The following is a 17659-nucleotide window of genomic DNA, read 5'->3' on the forward strand; positions in this document are numbered from 1 at the left end:
CAAGTTTATTGCGGTTGGAAGTTGTAAATATAATCTATATACGATTTTCCAGGAGGAGTTATATGGATGAAAAGCAAAACATACCCAAGGAAGAAGGCCTTGACCATAGCTTAAAGCTGCTGAAGGAAGGCTATCAATTCATCATGAACCGTCGTCATATGTTTCATTCCAATATTTTTGAAACCAGACTACTGGCGGAAAAAGCAATCTGTTTGACCGGGAAGGATGCAGCAGAGGTATTCTATGATAATGATAAATTCAGACGCATGGATGCTGCGCCTAAACGCCTTCAAAAAACACTTTTTGGTGAAGATGGGGTCCAGGGAATGGACGGGCAGGAGCACTTTCATCGCAAAGCCATGTTCATGTCCATTATGACAAAGGACAAACTCCAAGAGATTTCTGACTTAACGAGAAAAACATGGGAAGCTTTTGCACTAAAATCGGAGCAGGAAGATGAAGTTGTCCTATACATAGAAGCAAAAAAAATCTTAACGGAAGTTGCATGTACTTGGACTGGTGTTCCTTTGCAGAAAAATGAATCAGAAAAGTTTGCAGATCAACTTGCTGATATGTATGAATCAGCTGCCGCAATAGGCCTTAAACATTGGAAAGGGAGAAGAGCACGCTCCAGTGCGGAGAATTGGCTGGAAGATTTAGTCGAAGATGTCCGTAACGGTGACTTAGAAGTTCCAAAAGACCGGGCACTATACTCTTTTTCCATGCATAAAGATCTTGAAGGAAAATTATTGGATAAAGAAATTGTTGCGGTTGAACTATTGAATCTATTAAGGCCAATCGTCGCCATTTCTGTGTATATCTGCTTTGCTGCACTAGCATTGCACCAATATCCTGCGGAGGCAAATAAACTCAAGGGGGGTAACAGTAAGACGCTGCAGCACTTTGTACAGGAAGTTCGCCGCTTTTATCCATTCTTCCCCTTTACTGCTGCAAGGGTCAAGGAGAGTTTTTCATGGAATGGCTATGAGTTTGAACAAGACACTCTTACTCTCCTGGACTTATACGGAACGAACCACCATCCTGATGACTGGGAAAACCCCGACCGCTTTGAACCAGATCGCTTTCAAACATGGAATAAGAGTCCATTTGATTTCATTCCACAAGGCGGAGGAGAATACGAAATTGGACATCGCTGTGCTGGTGAGTGGTTGACAGTTGATGTGATGAAGGTCAGTTTGGATTTCTTGGTTAATAAAGTTGAATATGACCTCCCTGAACAGGACTTGAACTTCAGTATGACCGACATTCCGAGTCTTCCAGAAAGTAAAATTAAAATGAGTAATATCAGACTCGTTTAATTAGAATTGGGTGTTATCGGTTTTAACGATAGGCTCTTTTCTCAGAGATTGTTGCTATTCACTAGTAAAAAGTCGGTTATTGGACTTTTTAGGGCTTATCTACTCAGAAATAGGCATGGAGTTTACTCTGGATACCCGAGAAAAGAGCACGACAGTAAGGAATATAACGGTTGGTTGATAAATACGAAAAAGCAACAAAGTTTACGAAAACAGCCTAACGATAACACCCTTCCATAACTTTTAAACTGGGACTTTTCGAATTAGTTACTCAATTCAAATGTCTCTTCAATCTCAATACTTCCTTTTACAGACTGGACCATCGGACAGTTTTTACTTGCAAGCTCTATAGCCGACTCAATCTTGCTCTCCGCCAGATCCTTTCCTTTAATCGTATAGTGGATATGTATTTTCTCGATACGGTTGGCTTCTTTCTCATTACGGGTGACATCCGCCTTAATTGCAATGTCCTCAATTTCCATACGCTTTTTCTTCAGAATACTTTTCAACACGCCACCACTGCAGACTGCGATGGAAGACACCATCAGCTGATAAGGGCGGAAACCGTATTGCTCGTCCCCTGCAACATGCAGCTCCCCGTATTCCAGATTGGTGGTGAACCCTACTTCCTTCATTTTGAATTCCATGTGACTGTCATCTCCTTCTTTTCTCTATCTCTAGAATAGCAAAATTCGAATTAAGCCTGCCAGTTTTTTGTCTGCTTCGTATTATCCATTCCATTATTGCCATAAATTATGTAGAATTAGGGATGGTCAAAATACTTAATATTTGAGGTTGCATCTTATGAATCGTTTTCGTTTTTGGATCCTCGTATCCATCGTTGCAGTTTCCGGCTTCAGCCAAGGAATGCTGCTTCCTTTAATCGCTGTCATTTTTGAAAATAGTGGCGTATCCTCCACCCTGAATGGATTGAACGCTACTGCCTTATATATTGGGATTCTACTCGCATCCCCTTTTATGGAACAGCCGTTGCGAAAATACGGCTATAGGCCTGTCATATTAGTAGGTGGGTTTTTAGTTGTCGTTTCTTTGGCCCTGTTCCCTCTATGGCAGAGCTTTTGGTTCTGGTTTGTTTTGCGATTGCTAATCGGGATAGGCGACCATGCCTTGCACTTTGCCACCCAAACCTGGATCACATCGTTTTCAGCTGAAAATGTACGCGGCAGGAACATCTCCCTTTATGGAGTGTTTTTCGGAATCGGATTTGCCACCGGTCCGTTGATGACACCGCTTGTGGAGATAAACCAGGCGCTGCCATTCATCGTATCTTCCTTGCTTTGCTTAGTTGGCTGGGTGTTCCTTTTCTTCTTGAAAAATGAACATCCTGAGCAGGAAATAGGCGTAAACTCCTTTTTCGAAACCATCAAACGGTTCCGTAAGGCCTGGAAGTACGGTTGGATTGCGTTTCTTCCTCCACTTGGATACGGATTTTTGGAAGCTTCATTGAATGGAAGCTTCCCGATTTATGCTTTGCGTAATGGCATAGAGGTAGGGAGTGTTTCCATTTTGCTTGCTTCCTTTGCCATCGGAGGAATTGTGTTTCAGCTCCCACTTGGGATATTAAGTGATAAATTTGGACGTCGGAATATATTGCTCGTTATCTTGTCGCTTGGCTGCTTGAGCTTTGTTACAGCGAGCTTCCTGGAAGGGACTTTCATCGCCTTAGCGGTATGCATCTTTATCGCAGGAATGCTTGTCGGTTCCACCTTCTCACTCGGGATCAGCTACATGACGGACCTGATGCCAAAGAACCTGCTACCGACAGGCAATCTAATGTGTGGAATTGCGTTCAGTATCGGTAGTTTGGGTGGCCCATTCTTCGGCGGCCTGTTCATCCAGTTCTTTTCCGATATTAGCTTCTTTCACATCATCAGCTTTTTGTTGTTTGTGATATTTTTGTTGACGTATTCTTTTGGAGAGCGTGGATTGGTTGCGGTGAAGGGGTAAGAGCTTGAAAGGTTCACCGGTTAGCTTTTACGGCTAACCGGTGAACTTTTTTTGATTTTTTGAATGCAATACCTTAGGAAATAGGAGGTTATAACACGGATATTCTTTAACTATTACTTTCCAGTATCATTTTAATTTTTTTCAAGTCTTTCTGGTTGGCCTTTTTCATCATGTTAGCCATAAGTGGTGAGACAAGTTTTGAAAACCCTTTTGGTTCCCCTTTGTTTTGAAGACTCATGTTAGTCTTATTTGCATTGATGCTTGTCCACGTATAGGTGGTTTCCATAGGAAAAGGTCCTTGTGCGGTTTTCATGGTGAGTTTCTGCCCTGGAAGATATTCAACGATTTCATAAACATATGCAAGGTCCCGCCCAAGAAATTTTGCCCGAAAAGCAATCATCGATCCAAGAGTCAAAGGCTTTGGACTTCTCCATTCAGCCGAATCGATATTGTCGTACCACTCTGGAGCGTTATCAGGGTTTGCAGCATAATCAGCTACTTCTTTAATCGGGCAATTAATCTCTATTTCAGTTCGTACATTTACCATACTCTCATCCTCCATAACTCGCTTTACTTATAAGGAACAAATGCCCGTCTATCTGCATATGTCTTACAGAGTGAGCAACAAAAAATCTTTGTATTTCCCTCTTTATAAGTGAAATAGTTCCTTACTTTCTTTTTACAAAAATAGCATGTTTTCTTGAAAAGCAATCTTTCTCCCTCATTTCTTAAAGCTTTCGAGTCCTTTACTTCATCTGAATTCGACAATTAACCATATATATACAATTATATCAGTTGGTTAAGAAATGGATATGTAAATAGTGACATTAGTCCTGCTTAGTTGTTCCCTATATTAAGATTTTCCTCTCCTGGTTTAGTGATTGGGATATTACTGCAAATTTAATGCTCACAGTATTATATTTACCCTGTTTTTGGCTGTACAAGTAATATTGATATTTAATCCCCCCACACTTTGTCCGATTCCCGTCATATCTGCCTTCTTATTCCCCCGCTGCTGAGGGGAATTCCCCCCACACAGAGAAACAATTCCTCCACTGAGAATTTAAACCCTCCACACCACCAACTAATTCCACCACACCATCCGGGAATCCCCCCACAACCGAACCTATTCCCACCACATCTGCCAATAATTCCTCCACAACCCCCAAAACACCCCTGTACAGCATCCATTACCTTCATTACATCACCTCATTACCGCAACAAAAGGGGTCTGACCCCTCCCTTTAACCCATTTCAAAAAAACTTTCAAAAAATTGTTCCATTTTCAAATATTCTGTTATATAATAATATCAAATAAACACACACTGTACTAATACAAAGGAGGAGAAAGAAACATGAGCAGACAAGAACGTAAAAACATGATTAATTTTATTGAAGTAATGAAGAAGGCAGATCGTGAGTCATTGGCATTTATGACAGATGCGGACATCGAGCACTTATACAATAATGTGTACGAACAGATGATGATCCACCAAAGTCTATAAGGTTGATCCTCCCTCAGCTTTCCAACACGCAGCGCACAAAACAAAAAACTGCAATCCCTACACCGTTAAGCGGAGGATTGCAGTTTTTCTTTTTGCCCTCTTTCTGACATCTGTCTGTTCACAATAATTATCCCTAATACCACCAGTGTCAGTCCCATTAGTATTGTATAATGCATCACTTCATCCAGGAACACGGCTGACAGCATAACACCAAACACCGGTACCAGGAAAAGGTACATTGAGACCTTCCCGACCTTATTGTACTTCATCACATTGTTCCATAACACAAAGCCCGCAGCTGACAAAAACGCCAGATAGACTACAAGCCCCACCGTGTACAGATCAAATGTAAACGGGAAAAATCCTGCACTTACTCCACCGACAACAATCAATCCAACGGAACCGAAAAGCATCTGGTACGCAGTCAAATAGGAAACATCCATTGTCGCTGCACGTTCTTTGGCCATAATGTTTCCGTATGCTGATGCCATCATTGCAAGCAGAAGCAACAGCTCCCCTATACCGAACTGAAAATCAGCTCCAGCTTTTGGCAGATTCACAACTAACACTCCAGCAAAGCCTAGCGCAATTCCGAGCCATTTCCTAACCGACAACGAGTCATCCGCATATAAGAAATGAGCAAAGAGGATTTGGAAGAACGATGCCGTTCCCGCAATGACAGCCCCCTGCATTCCCGTTGAATAGCTTAACCCAAAATAGAACAATAGGTACTGGAGAAAGGTCTGCATAAATCCAAGCTGCATCAGAGGAACAATGGTTGCTCTTCTCAGTTTTAGTGATTGCCTAAATAGGGTAAAAAATAGAAAGATCATCAATCCCGCTAGCAGGAACCGATAACCTGCAAAAAGAAGCTGTTTATCGTAATCGTTCGCACCTATATCTAAAGCAGTATAGCTCAGCTTAATTGCAGGAAATGCACTTCCCCACAGGAACGTTGCTAACATCGCCGCTGCAATAATGCCAAGCTTGCTTGTGTAAAATTTCTCAGCCGTCAAGGCCCTTCACCTTCTCTCCAAGCTACATTATACACAGAATATCGATAGCCTACATACTGTATAGTCCTGAAGAAGAAAAAATAGTGGATATCTTCAGCTGAATAAACTATAATAAACATTAGATAATAATTAATATAATTTATTGATAACTACTCTCATTAAGATGTATTCCTCATAAAGTATTGCTGCTATCGCATTGATGGCAGCTTTCGTATTTTATTAAGAGTATTGATGTTGATTATTTTTCTCAATTAGGAGGTTAGATAAAATGAAAGAAATGACAGTAGGAGCGCACAAAGATACATTCATGAACAAATTCATCACCCACATTGAACTTATTTTCGCTATTATCTCAGGAATTCTTATTCTTACCGGTTGGTTATTGCTCAGAATGGACATAAACACCGCTGCCATTCCCATTTTCATTCTCGCTTTTCTTATCGGGGGATATTTTAAAGCAAAAGAAGGCATTCAAGATACCATCGAGGAAAAAGAACTGAATGTGGAAATGCTGATGATCATTGCCGCCATTGGTGCAGCAATCATCGGATATTGGATGGAAGGCGCAATCCTCATCTTTATTTTTGCATTAAGTGGAGCACTTGAAACATACACCATGAACCGAAGTCAGAAAGAAATTTCGGCCCTGATGGACATACAGCCTGAAGAAGCATTAAGAATTACCGATGACTCAGAAGAGCGGGTCCACATTTCCGAGCTAGCAATCGGGGATCGTGTCCTTGTAAAGCCGGGGGAACGAATACCGACAGATGGAACAATCGTCAGTGGAGAATCCGCCATTGATGAAGCGGCCATCACCGGAGAATCTATTCCCCTTGAGAAAAAAGTGGACGATGGAGTGTATGCAGGAACGATGAATATCAATGGGTCCATTGTTGTGGAAGTGACAAAACTATCTACAGAAACCCTATTTCAGAAAATCATCAACCTTGTCCAGAACGCGCAAAGTGAAAAGTCCCCTTCCCAGCAATTCCTGGAACGTTTTGAAGGACCATATGTAAAAATAGTGCTTGGTGTTGTGGCAATTATGATGATTCTTCCCCATTTTCTCTTGGGATGGAGCTGGAATGAAACATTTTATAGAGCAATGATTCTCTTGGTTGTTGCTTCGCCTTGTGCGCTAGTCGCTTCAATTATGCCGGCAACGCTTTCTGCCATTTCCAATGGTGCCAGAAAAGGGATACTGTTCAAAGGTGGCGTACATCTCGAAAATCTTAGCCACCTTCAGGCTATTGCATTTGATAAAACTGGTACATTGACAAAAGGGAAGCCCGAAGTGACAGATGTAGAAGTCCGAGATGGAATGTCAAAAGAGGAATTCCTTTATATCGTGGGTTCAATCGAAAGCTATTCCAACCATCCGTTGGCTCAGTCCATTACCTCTTATGCCAAGAAAAACAGCTCGAAGGCATTGCAACGCCCCGAACAGCTCGATGACAAAGCAGGCTGGGGTGTCAAAGGTCGACTAAACGAAATAGAGTACCTTGTTGGAAAAGCGGACTTCGTCGGTGCGGATAGCGCCAATTCTTTCGGAGACGGAATTGCCGAAAAGCTCACCAAATCAGGTAAAACGGTTGTATATGTAAAGGATAACGAGGGAATTGTCGGAGTCCTTGCCTTGAAGGATGTCATTCGAAAAGAAACCGTAAAGGCCATCCAGCAACTGCAGGCACTTCAGGTACAATCAATTATGATAACCGGGGATAGCAAACGTACAGCGGAAGCCATAGCCAAAGAAGCATCGATACAAAAATTCGTTGCCGAATGTCTTCCTGAAACAAAGGTGGAAACCATCAAAAAACTTAAAGACGAGTATCAGATTGTCGGCATGGTCGGAGATGGAATTAACGATGCTCCCGCAATGGCAACTGCAAACGTTGGTATTGCCATGGGAGAAGGCACAGATGTTGCATTGGAAACAGCAGATGTTGTCCTGATGAAAAATGATTTAGAGAAGATAGCGGAAGCCATCAAGCTCTCCAAGCGTATGAACCGAATCATTAAGCAAAACGTCATCTTCTCCATTGTTGTAATCATGTTACTGATCAGTTCCAATTTCCTTCAGATTATTGACCTCCCTTTTGGAGTAATCGGTCATGAAGGAAGCACGATTTTGGTTATATTGAATGGGCTGCGGTTATTGAGATAGGTTATATATAAGAAAACTCTAAAAAAAGCAGCGGGCATCATGCCTAGCTGCTTTTTTGTGCTATCTAGTGGTAGCCGTTTTGTCCATTCGCACTTCCTGAAGTCTTGTTCTTCGGTTTGTGCTTGGAATTCTGCTTTGTACCGCCATCTTTTTTCGTTTGCTTTGTCATGAAAGTTCCCTCCAGATTGGTTAGAGTATCTTTCAAACATAGAGTTCCCGTTTTTGACAGAAAAGACAACTGGGAAATTTTTTTAAAAAAATAAATGTTATCCCGTATTCCCCTGTAGATTGTAGTGCAAGGTGTGAGACTCCGGCGGGAGGTAGCGGTAGACTTGAGACCCCGCAGGCAAAGCCGAGGAGGCTCAAGCACCGCCCCGCGGAAAGCGAACACCTGGAACGGAAATCTACAGGAGTTAAACAGAGTAGCCGCCCTCATGAAACAAAGCTCTTCTTCCATTGCAAAAGAATCGCATTAATCTCACCACCAATAATAATCATCAAACCCGAAATATAAAACCAGACCAACAAAACAATAATCCCTCCAAGACTTCCATACATTGCCGTATAGTTCCCGAAATTACTGACATAGTAAGAAAATAGCAACGATGACGACATCCAGCCGACAGTTGCAAAAAAAGACCCGGCAAGTACATCCCTCAAGCGCAGATGAATATTAGGTGCGGCCAGATAGAGGCAGCTGAAAACGAAAAATAATATCACAAAGCTTACTCCCCATCTGATCGTGTTCCAGATGGTAAGAAACTCTTCTGACAATCCATAGGAAGAAAAAATAAACAAACCTATTTCCCGTCCGAAGACAGGAAGTAATAACGCAACAATAATGACAAAAACCATCGCAAGGGTTAGCAGAATTGCCGTCCCTCTCACAATGAAGAAGTGCCTGTTTTCATTCACATCAAAGGCCCTGTTAAATGCCCGGACAATTGCATTGATTCCATTGGAGGCAAACCAGATGGTCGCAATGATACCGAAGGAAAGCAAATCGCCGCGTTGTTCATTCAAAATCCTGACAACATTACTCTCAATCAGCTTCATGGTATCACCAGGTGCATATTGCGTGATCACACCGAGGACATCATCCTGAGTAATTGGAACATAGGCGATCAGGGTAAGTAAAAAAATGAGAAACGGAAAAAGAGACAATAAGAAAAAGTACGCTAACTCTGCTGACATTCCCAATGCTTCATTCCGGTCGAGGCGCTGAAACAGCTGTTTTCCAAAACGTATAATTCCCATTCACTTTCCTCCAGCACTTATCTTTTTACTCTATTCTATTGTGAGCACGTCCTGCTTACGACAGGTTTTTGCTTTTATGCTCAGCAGAATCCAAATGTCTCGAAATAACTTCCTTCGTTTCGTTCACAATTTCCAACATTTGAGGAGTCGTTTCCTTCAATTGATTCACTTTCAATCTTAAATAGTCTATATCTTTGGATACATCATCGACTGTTGTCTTTACCGTCTCAATGCGCATACGGACTGCATCCGCAATCTCTTGTGGATGCTGAGCCGCATACTTTAATTTTCCACCAACACACTTGCCATTATGTATGACGGTAGTCCTTGTATTTTTATCTAGTAATGAAATGGCTCCACCAATAAGTGCTCCAATCAGCATACCGTCCAACAATCTATTCCTGTTCCCCATGTCAACATCTCTCCTATTCGTTTAATTTTTCTTTTTTTATCGTTTCCAACAAGTTTTGACAACCTGCTTGAACCATGTCATACACTTCGTCAAAATTCCCTGTGAAATAAGGATCAGGCACATCACTAACTTTGCTTTCAGGAACAAAATCAAGCAGCCTTCCAATAAAGCCTGTCTTACTGTAGCCTGCCATTCTTCTCAAATTTCCGAGGTTATCGGCGTCCATCGCAATGATATAATCAAACTCACTCAGGTCCTGTTCTTTTACCTGTCGAGCTGTCATTCCCTCGTAGCTTACCTTCTTTTCGTCCAGCAGGTTTCTTGTTCCTTCATGAGGAGCATGTCCGATATGCCAATCACCAGTTCCAGCAGAATCCACTTTTATTCTATCCGTCAATTCCTGCCTTTCCACTTCATGCCGAAACACCGCTTCCGCCATGGGAGATCTGCATATGTTGCCTAAGCATACAAATAGCACCCGTATCATATAACCTCTCCCTTCCGACCATCTTACCCTTATTATAAACATATTTCGCAACTTTCACGACTCTTCTAATGGTTTAATACCCCAGTTCCCAGAAGAAGATACTGTTTTTCGTCATTTCGTGATAAAATAAGGAAAAGCTTCTGTACGAAAGGACGGTTCAGATGAACTTAACAGAAAAATCAACTGAAAATGTAGAATATATGATTGAAGCCATCAAAGCAAAATTAAAAGTATTAAACCTTGGTGCCATCAAGCCTTCACATTTTGATGAAGAAATGTACGAAGAGCTGAAAGATATTTACGAGCTGGTAATGAGAAAGCCTTCCTTCAGCCCGAACGAGATGCAGGCGATTGCGGAAGAGCTTGGAAACTTACGAAAACAATAATTCTCATACATTAAACACTTACCTCGGTAGGTGTTTTTTTCTTTTCCCAAACCTAAAATGAAGACCTGTTCGTTACAATCCTGTGGACCCCGTCTCCCTCTCAGCTATCTTCTTCAACTGAATAGCCCGCTCTTTGATAAAATTCCTCATATATTTTTTCAGGAACCATCGATCTACCATGATTCCAATTGGTCCTAGTGGAGACTTATATTCAAATGTGTCCACCATCATTGTGCCTGTATCCTGTTCCTTAAATTCATGTGTATGAGTGAAAGAATGAAAAGCGCCTTTCACCATAACGTCCACAAATAAATGCGGTCTACTCATTTCTATAATCTCTGCTGTCAATCGTTGTTTCACTCCAAGATGAACTGCTTCCCAAGTAACTCTATCTCCTTTATTAAGCAATCCTTTTGTCCGCCCGCTAACCGCACGCTCTCGCGTTTTTTTCGTGGTTTTTGTATGCACCTCTACATCTCGTGCAAGGTCAAAGCATTTCTCGATAGGAGCCTCGATATAAATCTGATGTTTTATCACCGGCATTTTATCTGACCTCCTTTTTTCGCCATTATACTTCTTTTGCTTTAAGGAATGAAGTAATAGCCATACCTGACTGTGCATATAAGTGTACAGAGGGGGGATAATCATGTTATTTCTTTATGCAGCAACCATTGGATTTGTACTATTATTATTTTTATTAATGGGAATCTTTCTTTACAATGTCTCTCAAGGCTTGAACAAAAAGGATGCCATCGAAATCGATCCTCTGCCTCCAGAACCGACAGAAGAAGAAACGAACGGGATATATTGAATGTACAGAAAACCTTATTGATTGAAGCGCCTGGAACGGAGATCAACAGTAAATGCAACAATAAATGATTTGATTTGAAACAGCCTCTAGAAGGTTGTTTCTTTTTTTATTTCCTACTTTTAAGGTAAAATGATTCTTAGAATAAATCGGACGTATAATCAGGGGGTTTTACTATGGATACAATCACCCATACGCTTTTTGGCATGACTATATATGGCGCAGTAGATAAACGAGAGGATGACAAAAAGACAAAGATAGCTATGTTTGTTTCTGCTGTTGGGGCAAGCCAGATACCGGACAGTGACGTTATCTCAAGCCTATGGGATACAGAAGGAATGTACCAGATGTGGCACCGGGGAATTACACATTCTTTATTCATGGTACCAGTTTGGGCGCTGCTCTTCTTTCTGATTAGCATCTGGTTTTTAAAAAGAAGGGATTGGAGATTCCTTTGGGTACCGCTTATCGCCGTTTTCATACATAATACAGCTGATTTGTTCAATGCCTGGGGAACAGGCTATCTTGAGCCCTTCTCATCGATAAGGATAACGTTTGGCACAATACCTATTGTGGATTTTGTCATCTGGTTGATCATTGCCATTGCCTTCTTCGCGAGAAAACTTTGGAATAGGGAAAGACATCTGTTGTACCGCCTAGTATGGCTATTAATCATCGTGCATGTAACCATCCAGACAAGCCAAGGATATCTATTGTATAAGCAGTATGAAGACAAGTACGAGCAAGTTGCCTTATCTGCCAGCTTTCTACCTTGGCATTTCTCAGTTATCGGGAAAAACGGTCAGGCAGTTGAAATACTGGATGATGCATTGTTCACTTCCCCTAAACTGCAATACACCTTGGAGTCAGCAGAAGAATCTGACCTGAATGAACTCTTTGCACAAGTACCCGAAGCCAAAACTCTCTATGAATGGTCCCCATTTGTGGTCATAGTTGATGACGACGAAAGACTTGGCATATACGACCCAAGATTCTATCGGAATGGACAATCATTTTTATTTGAATATATTGAAAAACAATAATGCTAAATCAGGATAGTGCCTGATGGTTGGCTCTATTCAGAACCATTCATTCTTCAGAAAGAAATCCATTTGCTTTCAAACAACACCTTGTTGATTGCTGTGCAAGGTGTGAGACTCCGGCGGGAGGTAGCGGTAGACTTGAGACCCCTCAAGCGTTGGGAGGAGGCTCAAGCACCGCCCCGCGGAAAGCGAACACCTGGAACGGAAATCAACAAGAGTTACAGTTTTAAAAATTTTTTCTGGTTTTTATATTTTTGATGTATATTATTCTACTAATCTGGGAATAGTATAATTAAATACTAAAAAACAAACGAGGTGCTAGAGAATGATAGTTTCAAAGAGATACTTTTTAACGGACATGGAACGTGAAAGTGTAGAACAGACTTTAACAAACAAAGGCCACCTGCGTGAAGAAGTACTAGGCATGGATGATGAAGAAATCATTCATATTTATCAAAAATACATGGTACACGATCTCATTGCGAAATAACATATATCTCCCCCCTTATTAGAAAACCGTGACGGATTGTCCGGTTTTTTAGTTTGACAATAAATCTTATTTTTTCTTCTATTTTGAGCATAGACAAGGGTTTCTCCCCTTTTCCACATACATTTCCCGAGAAATTCTGACACTCTCAAATAGAGAAGAACGCAAAAAAACGACTTTGCAATTAAATGCAAGGTCGTTTTATCTGCTGTTTTCGTAAAATTTATTGCTTTTTCGTATTAATAGACCAACCGTTATATTCCTTGCTATCGTGCTCTTTTCCTGGCTATACGGGATAGACTGCATGCCTAATATAGAATCGATAAGCGGTGAAAAATCCAAAGGCCGATTTTTTACTAGTAAATAGCAACAATCTTTTAGAAAAGAGCCTATCTATTTTAAGGGGGGAGTATTTTTTTCTGGTTACTGAGGGCTTAACCCTTTTATAAGATCCATTCTCGGCTTAACGACATCCACTTTAATTCCTTTGGCTTTGTACTTTTCTACAATCTTCCTGACGTCAATCCTCTTTTTTGCTTTATCGACTGTTTTTTGCATGTTTCAATCGCCTCTATTCGTTAGATTTTTGGACTTATCTCACATACATTTTCATTATTGCTTAGAACATTTGTTTAACCAGCGTCATTTCCGTCTCTTCTAGCTTTCCGTCTCTGTAGTATGAGACTTTCATCTTATCTCCAATGTTTTTTTCGTTATAGAGAAATTTTCTTAGCCCAAGAGCATCGTTTATTTCCTGACCATCCAGTTTTACGATGACGTCATATTGTTTCATTCCGGCTTTGTCTGCTGGTGATGTCGGCTCCACACCAGTCACAACAATCCCGTTCTTTACATCTTCAGGAAGCTTCAGGGTCGATCTCTGGGCTTCAAGCGGAACATCCGATAATGAAGCCAATCCTACACCCATAAACGGTCTTTGAACTTCCTTATGCTGCTCCAGATCTTCAATGATAGGTTTCACTGCACTGATTGGAATGGCAAAGCCTATGCCTTCTATTCTCGATTGGGAAATCTTCATAGAGTTAATTCCGATCACTTCACCTCTAAGGTTGACAAGTGCTCCACCACTGTTCCCAGGGTTGATGGCTGCATCGGTTTGAATGACATCGGCTTCCCAGTCAGGTTGGCCGTTCTGATCTATATCAACGGGAATAATCCGCTCTTTTCCACTGATAATACCTTGAGTAACAGATCCGAAAAATTCCAATCCAAGTGGATTTCCAATGGCAATGACAGGCTCACCAAGTGTAATGGAATCCGAGTCGCCGAATGTTGCCACTTGTTTAATGTTTGCATCATCCACCGTCAAAACGGCAAGGTCAGTCAATGCATCACTTCCAACCACATCGGCTTCCACCCGTGTTCCATCTACCAGGCTCACTTCCACTTTGGAAGCTCCATCAATCACATGAGCGTTGGTTACAATATACGCTTTACCGTTCTCTTTCTTGTAAACCACTCCAGAGCCGGTTCCTGCCTCCTGGTCGCCTTGAGCACCACGTGGATCAAACAGGGAATTTCCACCTCTTTGTATATTCACTACCCCAACTACAGCTTCGGAAACGTTTTCTATCGCACTTGTTATATTTGTTTGTATTTTTTCATATTCCACCTTGTCTGTCTGGACTACCGAGTTGGTTTCCACACTCATCGGGGCATCTTCAGAAGCATTCTCTTTGTTGTCCATATAAAAACCCCAATCCAGGAGTACCGGCAACATGGACACGACTCCGAGCGCGCCGATTACCCCACCGGTTATGGATGCAAATACCAGCTTTCCGAACGTTTTTTCCTTACGTGATCTTTTTTGAGTTACATGATCGTCATAATAACCCATATTCCTTCACCTCATCATGAGAATCTTTTTTTTATCTACTTCTATTAAACCCTAATACGATGAAAGTAAGCTTAAAGAAAAATGAGAATATGATGAGAAATGAGGATGATGTTCTCTGGTCAGATTTCTTCATCAAAAGCTGCATTTAAAGTTACTGTGATTTGCGTCCATTCTCCTTCTGTACTGTCGGCTGAAATGGAACCTTTATAGGTATCCACCATTCTTTTGGCAATGGATAAGCCGAGTCCTTGACCACCTTTTTCTCTGCTTCGCGCTTTATCCACTCTGTAGAAACGATCAAATATCTTGTCTAGATCATCTTGCGGAATACCAATTCCGTAATCCTTTATGGTCATGATGAACTTGTTGTTGATTTTTCCTGTGGCAACCTCGACTGTTGTGGAGTCCTTGGAATACTTCACCGCGTTATCAACCAGGATGATAAGTACTTGTTCCAAGTGCCTTTCAGCAATGGCGACTTTAACTGATCCTGTTATGTTATTTGAAAAATCAAATGTAATATCAGGGTAGAGCAGGCTGAATTTTTTCATCACATCTTCCACTACATGAACGGGTTCGATCAAGTCTTCCGCCACTTCTAATCGGTCGGATTCCAGACGTGTCAGCTCTAAAAGCTCGTAAACGAGCATTTTCAACCTTTCCACTTCTTGCTGCGACGCTTTCAATGACTCCTCCAATACTTCAGGGTCATTTTTCCCCCAACGGTTCAACAGTTTAAGATGCCCCTCCAAAATGGAGATTGGCGTGCGCAGTTCATGTGAGGCATCCTCCACAAACTGTTTCTGTTTCTGAAAGGACATTTCCACATCATCCATCATTTCATTGAATACATTGGATAGGTCGGCAATTTCATCCTTTTGGTTTTTATCCTGGGGAACACGTTCCTTAAAGCCGCGCATCTTGATACGTTTCATTGTGTCCGTAAGCGCTTGGATTGGGGTAAGCAGCCGTTTGGCAATAAGCATGCCTCCCACTCCACTTAACAAGATTGCTCCTGCTCCGGCAGACCAGGTAACAAGGAAAATCAGCCCTCGTAACCGCTCATAGTTCTTTAAATCCCGAATAATTTCTATGTACCCTATAAACCCATTTGTTATCACCGGTTCGCGGTGTATCAAGTAATGTTTTCCGTTCACTTTCACATGCTCCAGGTTCTCACTCTCCACAGGTGTGATAAGCAGCTCCCGCGGGAGATTGGTCGCCACTGCTAGAAGCAGAGTTCCTTCACGGTCAATTACCCTGATCAGCTCATTGGTTTCGTTCACCTTCTCAATAAAACCGCTGCTGTTGATAATTTCAGTTCGTCCAACAAAGAATGGCTGCTCCGAAAAATAAGCCTGGATCTCTTTCATCTTTTCTTGGATATTACGTTCCTCCTGCTCGATCATCCACGTTCTCATCACATAATATTGAACAGAATTGTATGCTACAAATAGGACGAAAAGAACCAGTGATGACCAAATGGTTATTTTCCATCTGATTGGCAGCTGCTTTATATACCTTAGGAATGCATTCATTTCCTCATCACATAACCCGTCCCACGCACTGTTTGTATGTAGCTTTCATCATCCGGTCTATCAATCTTGTTTCGCAGATAGCGGACATATACGTCCACTACGTTTGTCTCTGCATAAGACCCCAGTTCCCAGACTTTATCAAGTAGGAGCTCCCTTGTTAATACCCTGTTGATATTCGTCATGAATACAACCAGAAGATCATATTCCCTTTTTGTTAAGTCTATTTGTTCATCATCACGTGTCACAGTCCTCGCATCTAGATCCACTTCTAGCTCCCTGAAAGAAAGGACATTAGGTGCCTCTTCTTTCTTTCCTTCCATACGACGGAACAGAGCACGTATTCTTGCAAGAAGCTCTTCAATTGCAAAAGGCTTTGACATGTAGTCGTCAGCACCGCTATCAAGTCCTGAAACCTTATCCATCACACTGTCGCGGGCAGTGAGCATGATAATGGGAGTCTCTTTTACTGCACGAATTCTTCGGCAAACTTCCATGCCACTTAACCCTGGAAGCATCAGATCCAGCAGGATAATATCCCACTCTTCTTTTAAAGCAATTTCAAGCCCCTCTCTCCCGTCATAGGATGTGGCCACTTTAAAACCTTCATATTGTAATTCTAGCTCAATAAAGCGGGCCAGGTTTTTTTCATCTTCTATTATTAGGACTCTGCACATGGTTGCACCTCTACCTTAAGAGTGGCTTCTTGATTATATTTTAGACGTATTGACTGATTTTAACTCTCTCTTTAATACTACCTAATTATTGGTTCAGATGGGATGAGAATTTGATGAGAATTGAAAGTGTAATATTAGTGTAACTTCATTGTAAAAATCCACGTAAAAAACCGGTCCACATGTCCATACAAGTGTACCGGCCTCTTGATCCTGCTATTTAGTCGAATCTCTTCATAATCTGGTTCTGATAGTCCTTGAAAACGGCAGAATTGGCATCCTTCTTCTTTTTTTGGATGATTTGCTGAAGTCGGAGCTGTTTTTCTGACAGCCTCTGGTTCAACCGGACTTCCTCCACCTCACTGTTGGCCCCCTGTATCAGGTCCTCCAGGTATTCAATCTCGGTCTTGACTTGCTGTTCTTCCATCATCCCGGCATTTTTCATCATTTTGTAAGCCATTCTCATTTCTGGAGGGACATCGGATAAATCCTCAAGCTCCAATCGCTTGCCGTATCCCGGCAGGTTCTCGAATTCCCCATCCTCATATGCTTTCCTGATCTTTTCATCCGTCAATCGAAAAAAGTCCACCGCTCTCACCCTTTTCTTTTTCGTTACTACTAGTGTACCCCAGTTAACTGGAAAAGAGTGTGTACTTTTTCTGAACATTCTTACAACTATTTTAAATTTTAGTGTTCCCTTAATCTTCTATTGTCTGATAGGCCATTGAGCGTTATAA

The 17659-nt window shown here is 41.6% G+C and carries 20 protein-coding genes; 8 read left to right on the plus strand and 12 right to left on the minus strand.

Annotated features, from left to right (window positions below; genetic code table 11):
* Positions 1 to 62: 62 nt before the first annotated feature.
* Positions 63 to 1319: a cytochrome P450 gene (locus AB685_RS16005; protein WP_047971588.1), complete on the plus strand. Its 1257-nt coding sequence runs from the start codon at positions 63 to 65 to the stop codon at positions 1317 to 1319.
* Between the two features lie 260 nt (positions 1320 to 1579).
* On the opposite strand, the gene AB685_RS16010 is transcribed toward AB685_RS16005, so the two are convergent.
* Positions 1580 to 1963, minus strand: a complete 384-nt coding sequence (locus AB685_RS16010; protein ID WP_047971589.1) for an OsmC family protein — start codon at positions 1961 to 1963, stop codon at positions 1580 to 1582.
* Positions 1964 to 2120: 157 nt separating this feature from the next.
* Here AB685_RS16010 and AB685_RS16015 point away from each other — a divergent pair, with 157 nt between their 5' ends.
* The gene (locus AB685_RS16015; RefSeq protein WP_047971590.1) at positions 2121 to 3284 is read left to right on the plus strand and encodes an MFS transporter; all 1164 of its coding nucleotides are present in this window, start codon (positions 2121 to 2123) and stop codon (positions 3282 to 3284) included.
* 106 nt (positions 3285 to 3390) lie between these two features.
* On the opposite strand, the gene AB685_RS16020 is transcribed toward AB685_RS16015, so the two are convergent.
* The gene (locus tag AB685_RS16020; RefSeq protein ID WP_047971591.1) at positions 3391 to 3831 is read right to left on the minus strand and encodes an SRPBCC family protein; all 441 of its coding nucleotides are present in this window, start codon (positions 3829 to 3831) and stop codon (positions 3391 to 3393) included.
* Positions 3832 to 4639: 808 nt separating this feature from the next.
* Between AB685_RS16020 and AB685_RS16030 the strand changes: the two genes are divergently transcribed.
* Positions 4640 to 4789, plus strand: coding sequence for a BH0509 family protein (locus AB685_RS16030; protein WP_010191652.1), 150 nt, complete (start codon positions 4640 to 4642; stop codon positions 4787 to 4789).
* A gap of 65 nt (positions 4790 to 4854) precedes the next feature.
* Here AB685_RS16030 and AB685_RS16035 read toward each other — a convergent pair whose 3' ends face one another.
* Positions 4855 to 5805, minus strand: coding sequence for a DMT family transporter (locus AB685_RS16035; RefSeq protein ID WP_128755884.1), 951 nt, complete (start codon positions 5803 to 5805; stop codon positions 4855 to 4857).
* A gap of 268 nt (positions 5806 to 6073) precedes the next feature.
* Between AB685_RS16035 and AB685_RS16040 the strand changes: the two genes are divergently transcribed.
* Complete coding sequence (locus AB685_RS16040) at positions 6074 to 7975, plus strand: heavy metal translocating P-type ATPase (RefSeq protein WP_047971593.1); 1902 nt, start codon at positions 6074 to 6076, stop codon at positions 7973 to 7975.
* A gap of 432 nt (positions 7976 to 8407) precedes the next feature.
* Here the strand turns inward: AB685_RS16040 and AB685_RS16045 are convergent, their stop codons facing one another.
* Genes AB685_RS16045 through AB685_RS16055 form a run of 3 tightly spaced genes read right to left on the minus strand, consistent with a single transcriptional unit; the run spans position 8408 to position 10131 of the window.
* Complete coding sequence (locus AB685_RS16045; RefSeq protein ID WP_047971594.1) at positions 8408 to 9232, minus strand: YihY/virulence factor BrkB family protein; 825 nt, start codon at positions 9230 to 9232, stop codon at positions 8408 to 8410.
* Positions 9233 to 9287: 55 nt separating this feature from the next.
* Positions 9288 to 9644: a YtxH domain-containing protein gene (locus tag AB685_RS16050; RefSeq protein WP_047971595.1), complete on the minus strand. Its 357-nt coding sequence runs from the start codon at positions 9642 to 9644 to the stop codon at positions 9288 to 9290.
* Positions 9645 to 9657: 13 nt separating this feature from the next.
* Entirely contained in the window at positions 9658 to 10131 is a 474-nt protein-coding gene (locus tag AB685_RS16055) for a low molecular weight protein-tyrosine-phosphatase (protein WP_047971596.1), read from the minus strand.
* Between the two features lie 161 nt (positions 10132 to 10292).
* On the opposite strand from AB685_RS16055, the gene AB685_RS16060 reads away from it, so the two are divergent.
* The gene (locus tag AB685_RS16060) at positions 10293 to 10517 is read left to right on the plus strand and encodes a DUF1128 domain-containing protein (protein ID WP_047971597.1); all 225 of its coding nucleotides are present in this window, start codon (positions 10293 to 10295) and stop codon (positions 10515 to 10517) included.
* Positions 10518 to 10589: 72 nt separating this feature from the next.
* On the opposite strand, the gene AB685_RS16065 is transcribed toward AB685_RS16060, so the two are convergent.
* On the minus strand, positions 10590 to 11060 hold the full coding sequence (locus AB685_RS16065; protein ID WP_047971598.1) for an SRPBCC family protein: 471 nt from the start codon (positions 11058 to 11060) through the stop codon (positions 10590 to 10592).
* A 103-nt stretch (positions 11061 to 11163) separates the two neighbouring features.
* Between AB685_RS16065 and AB685_RS31345 the strand changes: the two genes are divergently transcribed.
* From AB685_RS31345 to AB685_RS31350, 3 genes are all read left to right on the plus strand, one after another.
* The gene (locus AB685_RS31345; RefSeq protein WP_157860728.1) at positions 11164 to 11328 is read left to right on the plus strand and encodes a hypothetical protein; all 165 of its coding nucleotides are present in this window, start codon (positions 11164 to 11166) and stop codon (positions 11326 to 11328) included.
* A 173-nt stretch (positions 11329 to 11501) separates the two neighbouring features.
* Positions 11502 to 12368 (plus strand): metal-dependent hydrolase, encoded by an 867-nt coding sequence (locus AB685_RS16070; RefSeq protein WP_047971599.1) that lies wholly within the window; start codon positions 11502 to 11504, stop codon positions 12366 to 12368.
* A gap of 325 nt (positions 12369 to 12693) precedes the next feature.
* Positions 12694 to 12858, plus strand: coding sequence for a hypothetical protein (locus AB685_RS31350; RefSeq protein ID WP_157860729.1), 165 nt, complete (start codon positions 12694 to 12696; stop codon positions 12856 to 12858).
* 420 nt (positions 12859 to 13278) lie between these two features.
* On the opposite strand, the gene AB685_RS32390 is transcribed toward AB685_RS31350, so the two are convergent.
* The 5 genes from AB685_RS32390 to AB685_RS16090 form a co-directional block, all read right to left on the minus strand.
* A complete protein-coding gene (locus AB685_RS32390; RefSeq protein WP_277814292.1) occupies positions 13279 to 13413 on the minus strand; it encodes a hypothetical protein in 135 nt (44 codons plus the stop codon).
* A gap of 61 nt (positions 13414 to 13474) precedes the next feature.
* On the minus strand, positions 13475 to 14713 hold the full coding sequence (locus AB685_RS16075; RefSeq protein ID WP_047971600.1) for a trypsin-like peptidase domain-containing protein: 1239 nt from the start codon (positions 14711 to 14713) through the stop codon (positions 13475 to 13477).
* Positions 14714 to 14832: 119 nt separating this feature from the next.
* Positions 14833 to 16251: a HAMP domain-containing histidine kinase gene (locus AB685_RS16080; protein ID WP_047971601.1), complete on the minus strand. Its 1419-nt coding sequence runs from the start codon at positions 16249 to 16251 to the stop codon at positions 14833 to 14835.
* On the minus strand, positions 16248 to 16925 hold the full coding sequence (locus AB685_RS16085) for a response regulator transcription factor (RefSeq protein ID WP_047971602.1): 678 nt from the start codon (positions 16923 to 16925) through the stop codon (positions 16248 to 16250). The genes AB685_RS16080 and AB685_RS16085 overlap by 4 nt, the downstream gene beginning before the upstream one ends.
* A 217-nt stretch (positions 16926 to 17142) precedes the next feature.
* Positions 17143 to 17589: a DnaJ family domain-containing protein gene (locus tag AB685_RS16090; RefSeq protein ID WP_347230872.1), complete on the minus strand. Its 447-nt coding sequence runs from the start codon at positions 17587 to 17589 to the stop codon at positions 17143 to 17145.
* Between the last annotated feature and the right edge of the window lie 70 nt (positions 17590 to 17659).

Source organism: Bacillus sp. LL01 (assembly GCF_001037965.1).

What these genes read in the sequence shown, in the direction of transcription:
- AB685_RS16075 (WP_047971600.1), bottom strand. Translation starts at nt 14,713, where the DNA reads ATGGGTTATTATGACGATCATGTAACTCAAAAAAGATCACGTAAGGAA.
- AB685_RS32390 (WP_277814292.1), bottom strand. Translation starts at nt 13,413, where the DNA reads ATGCAAAAAACAGTCGATAAAGCAAAAAAGAGGATTGACGTCAGGAAG.
- AB685_RS16085 (WP_047971602.1), bottom strand. Translation starts at nt 16,925, where the DNA reads ATGTGCAGAGTCCTAATAATAGAAGATGAAAAAAACCTGGCCCGCTTT.
- AB685_RS31345 (WP_157860728.1), top strand. Translation starts at nt 11,164, where the DNA reads ATGTTATTTCTTTATGCAGCAACCATTGGATTTGTACTATTATTATTT.
- AB685_RS16045 (WP_047971594.1), bottom strand. Translation starts at nt 9,232, where the DNA reads ATGGGAATTATACGTTTTGGAAAACAGCTGTTTCAGCGCCTCGACCGG.
- AB685_RS16080 (WP_047971601.1), bottom strand. Translation starts at nt 16,251, where the DNA reads ATGAATGCATTCCTAAGGTATATAAAGCAGCTGCCAATCAGATGGAAA.
- AB685_RS16015 (WP_047971590.1), top strand. Translation starts at nt 2,121, where the DNA reads ATGAATCGTTTTCGTTTTTGGATCCTCGTATCCATCGTTGCAGTTTCC.
- AB685_RS16055 (WP_047971596.1), bottom strand. Translation starts at nt 10,131, where the DNA reads ATGATACGGGTGCTATTTGTATGCTTAGGCAACATATGCAGATCTCCC.
- AB685_RS16030 (WP_010191652.1), top strand. Translation starts at nt 4,640, where the DNA reads ATGAGCAGACAAGAACGTAAAAACATGATTAATTTTATTGAAGTAATG.
- AB685_RS16060 (WP_047971597.1), top strand. Translation starts at nt 10,293, where the DNA reads ATGAACTTAACAGAAAAATCAACTGAAAATGTAGAATATATGATTGAA.
- AB685_RS31350 (WP_157860729.1), top strand. Translation starts at nt 12,694, where the DNA reads ATGATAGTTTCAAAGAGATACTTTTTAACGGACATGGAACGTGAAAGT.
- AB685_RS16040 (WP_047971593.1), top strand. Translation starts at nt 6,074, where the DNA reads ATGAAAGAAATGACAGTAGGAGCGCACAAAGATACATTCATGAACAAA.
- AB685_RS16090 (WP_347230872.1), bottom strand. Translation starts at nt 17,589, where the DNA reads ATGTTCAGAAAAAGTACACACTCTTTTCCAGTTAACTGGGGTACACTA.
- AB685_RS16010 (WP_047971589.1), bottom strand. Translation starts at nt 1,963, where the DNA reads ATGGAATTCAAAATGAAGGAAGTAGGGTTCACCACCAATCTGGAATAC.
- AB685_RS16005 (WP_047971588.1), top strand. Translation starts at nt 63, where the DNA reads ATGGATGAAAAGCAAAACATACCCAAGGAAGAAGGCCTTGACCATAGC.
- AB685_RS16050 (WP_047971595.1), bottom strand. Translation starts at nt 9,644, where the DNA reads ATGGGGAACAGGAATAGATTGTTGGACGGTATGCTGATTGGAGCACTT.
- AB685_RS16020 (WP_047971591.1), bottom strand. Translation starts at nt 3,831, where the DNA reads ATGGTAAATGTACGAACTGAAATAGAGATTAATTGCCCGATTAAAGAA.
- AB685_RS16070 (WP_047971599.1), top strand. Translation starts at nt 11,502, where the DNA reads ATGGATACAATCACCCATACGCTTTTTGGCATGACTATATATGGCGCA.
- AB685_RS16065 (WP_047971598.1), bottom strand. Translation starts at nt 11,060, where the DNA reads ATGCCGGTGATAAAACATCAGATTTATATCGAGGCTCCTATCGAGAAA.